Below are 2,928 nucleotides of genomic sequence, written 5' to 3'. Positions count from 1 at the left end.
GGTCACCCGGGTGACCTGAGCGTCTGACACGTCGGGGTCGGGGGTGCGGCGCAGGCGCAGCGCGACCAGCCCCGCGCCGACCACCACGACCACGTTGGCCAGCACCAGCAGGCGGTAGTCGACGAACGCGAGCAGCCCCGCGCCGAGGGCGGTCACCACTGTGCCCGGCAGGTTGCCGACCAGGTGCCCGGCGGCGGCGACCCGGCCCTGGAGCCGTTCGGGCGTCCGGACCTGGCGCTCGGTGACCCACGCTATGACCGCGGACGTCACCCCGAAGCCGAGCAGCGCCTGAGCCGCGATCGCGGGGACCACCCAGCTGAACATGAGCGGCACCAGCGCCACGCCCGAGGCGATGATCCCCACCGCGTAGATCCGCGGCCGGCCGTACCGCAGCATGAGGCGCGGCGTGACCGCTCCGGCGACGAACCCGGTCACGCCCTGGAGCACCGTCACCGGGCCGAGCCAGGCCGCGGGCAGCCCCAGCCCGTCGAGCACGGCGAAGGAGACGGCGTTCACGAGACCGACCGACCCGAACACGATCAGGGCGTTCCAGGTCATCCCGCCGAGCGGCTGGGTGCCGAACAGGTGCCGGAACCCGGCCGTCGTCGCGGCCAGGTACGACTCGCCCGGCTCACCCTCGAACCGCGACTCGGCGACCCGCACCAGCAGGAACACGACGGCGGCCCCCACGAACCCGCCGACGGCCACCGCGACCAGCGGCACCACGCCCACCAGGGCGTAGACCGCGGCGCCGACCAGCGGCAGGGCCACACGGAACACCTGGTCGATCATCGAGAGGCGCCCGTTGGCGTGCCCCAGGGCCTCGTTCGGCACGAGGTCCTTGAGCAGGCCCGACTGGCAGGCGCCCGTCACGTACGCGACCCCCGAGTAGACCAGCGTGGCCGCGAAGACGATCCAGACCTGGTCCGGCCGGGTCACCCAGAACAGCGGCACCAGCCCGAGCGCGCCCACCACGTAGGCGACCACGAGCATGCGCCGCCGGGAGACCCGGTCCGCGAGGTAGCCCAGGAACGGCGAGGCGAGCGCGGGCAGGCCCAGCAGGGCGAACGTCAGGCCGCCGAGCGCGGCGCTGCCGGTCAGGTCCGCGACCCAGACCGCCATGAGCAGCGTGAGCAGCGAGTCCGCCACGTTCGCGAGCGTCCAGCCCACCACGAGGGTCCGGAAGAGCGGGGTCCGCAGGTGCCGGGCGGGGTCGGCAGGCTCCGGCCGCGGGGGCTCCGCGGCGTCGCCCGGAACCCGCTGCCCGACGGCGACCGGGTCGCCCTGGGCGGCGTCGTCGCCGGCCGCCGGTGGCTTGGTGGTGGTCATGCGTCCTCGCCCTCCGGCTCCGGGATCTCGGCCCAGACCGCGCCGAACAGGTGCGAGCGGCGCGCGCCCTCCGGCCGCTTGTCCGGGTCGACCGCGCGGCCGCGGAACGGTGCGGTGATCTCCTCCAGCCGCCGGGAGAGGTCGTCCAGCTCGTCGCGCGTCGCCCAGAACTCCTGGGCCGTCTGGGTGCTGGCGTACACCCAGGCCGGGTCGTCCCGGCCGGCGTCGGCGAGCCAGCGCTGCAGGGCGGCGAACTGCTCGGCCACGAACATGCTGCCGAACGCCTGCGCGGCGGGCCACGACTCCGGGTCGGCGATGTCGGGGCGCACGCTGAACCCCCTGCTCACGGCCCGCCACGGACGCTCCTTGCCGTGCGCCTCGGCCCGCTCGACGCGCCCGTACTTCTCGAGCTGGCGCAGGTGGAACGAGCAGCTCGCCACCGACTCCCCCGTGCGCTCGGCGCACTGGGTGGCGGTGAGCTCGACCCCGGGACGGAACAGGCCGAGCAGCCGGATGCGCAGCGGGTGCGTCATCGCCTTGATGGCGTCGGTCTGCGAGATGACGGCGTCCTCCGGCGGCGTCGGCCGCGTGAACCCCTGGACCTCTGGCTGCTTCTGCTCGGGCATGCGCCGAGCGTAGGACGCTAAAGAGAACTTGCGCAAGGAATCTTTAGCGACTTCGCCCGAATAAAGCCGTGCGCGGTACCGCCGTCTCCTGGGAGGCTCAGGGCACACCGCGGTGACGTCCGTCCGGTCCCATACCGGGCGGTGGACAGGGTCCGGCCAGACCCTCTGTCGGGAGACCGGCAATCCAGCGTCACGAAAGGCACTCACGTGCATACCGAGTACGACCTGGCGCAGACCCTTCACCGGGACCGCCTCCGGGACGCCGAGCAGAACCGGCGTTTCCGTCAGCTCCGCGAGGAGCAGAAGCGACGCAGGGCCGAGGCCCGCGCCGCACACCGGACCGACAACCGCGCACCGGCAGCCGCCCTGCGCGCGCGGTCCGCATGACCCGTACGGCGCCCGCCGGAGCTCCTCCGGCGACCGGCGCCGCCGACATCCCGAAGCAGAGCGTGTGCCTGGCACACGCTCTGCTTCGCTGTTTGTGCGGACAGGACCGCCCGGCAGGCCGCTGACCTGCGCCAGGGTGCTGCACGTCACCCCTGTCCGCCTTGCGCGGCATTTCCGGAATCTGGGATGATGTAACACGACGGAAACACTGAGGAGCACCAGCCGCGACCCGGCCGGAGCACGCCCGCTGCGACCGTCACCTCTCCCCACCCCTGGAAGGACCACGGACATGCATGCCCAGACCGCCTACTACATCGGCCGCGCACAGGTCGCCGAGATCGCCCGCCGCGCGGAGGTCGCCGGTGCCCAGGAGCGCGCTCTGCGGGAGCGCCCCGAGCGCCGCACGGCCAAGCGCACCAAGCGGCTCCGCCTGATCTGACCCGCCGGCCACCGGCCTGACGCGCACATCCTGGCCCTTCCCCGGACGACCACCGTCGTTCCGCGGAAGGGCCTTCGCGCACCCAGCCGACCTACACCCCCGACGACGTCGGCACCCTGCATCGAGGTCGGCACAGGCCTGTGCCGC

Annotated in this window: 3 protein-coding genes; 1 reads left to right on the top strand and 2 read right to left on the bottom strand. The window is 73.4% G+C overall.

What is annotated here, in order from left to right:
• Both ACFU5G_RS29700 and ACFU5G_RS29695 read right to left on the bottom strand, forming a co-directional pair.
• The coding region (locus tag ACFU5G_RS29700; protein WP_377252713.1) for an MFS transporter at positions 1–1,329 on the bottom strand (1,329 nt) is incomplete at its 3' end.
• On the bottom strand, positions 1,326–1,955 hold the full coding sequence (locus tag ACFU5G_RS29695; protein WP_377252710.1) for an ArsR/SmtB family transcription factor: 630 nt from the start codon (positions 1,953–1,955) through the stop codon (positions 1,326–1,328). The genes ACFU5G_RS29700 and ACFU5G_RS29695, both read right to left, overlap by 4 nt.
• 676 nt (positions 1,956–2,631) lie before the next feature.
• Between ACFU5G_RS29695 and ACFU5G_RS29690 the strand changes: the two genes are divergently transcribed.
• Positions 2,632–2,781: a hypothetical protein gene (locus ACFU5G_RS29690; protein ID WP_020013234.1), complete on the top strand. Its 150-nt coding sequence runs from the start codon at positions 2,632–2,634 to the stop codon at positions 2,779–2,781.
• Positions 2,782–2,928: the final 147 nt, after the last annotated feature.

The organism is Promicromonospora sp. NPDC057488, assembly GCF_042802395.1.
In the GTDB taxonomy this organism is placed as follows: Bacteria; Actinomycetota; Actinomycetes; order Actinomycetales; family Cellulomonadaceae; genus Promicromonospora.
Note: the sequence above shows the minus strand (reverse complement) of the source record. Positions and strands in the feature narration are given on the sequence as shown.

Bases quoted from the DNA above. Each gene is read 5' to 3' on its own strand.
- ACFU5G_RS29695 (WP_377252710.1), bottom strand. From the start codon at position 1,955: ATGCCCGAGCAGAAGCAGCCAGAGGTCCAGGGGTTCACGCGGCCGACG.
- ACFU5G_RS29690 (WP_020013234.1), top strand. From the start codon at position 2,632: ATGCATGCCCAGACCGCCTACTACATCGGCCGCGCACAGGTCGCCGAG.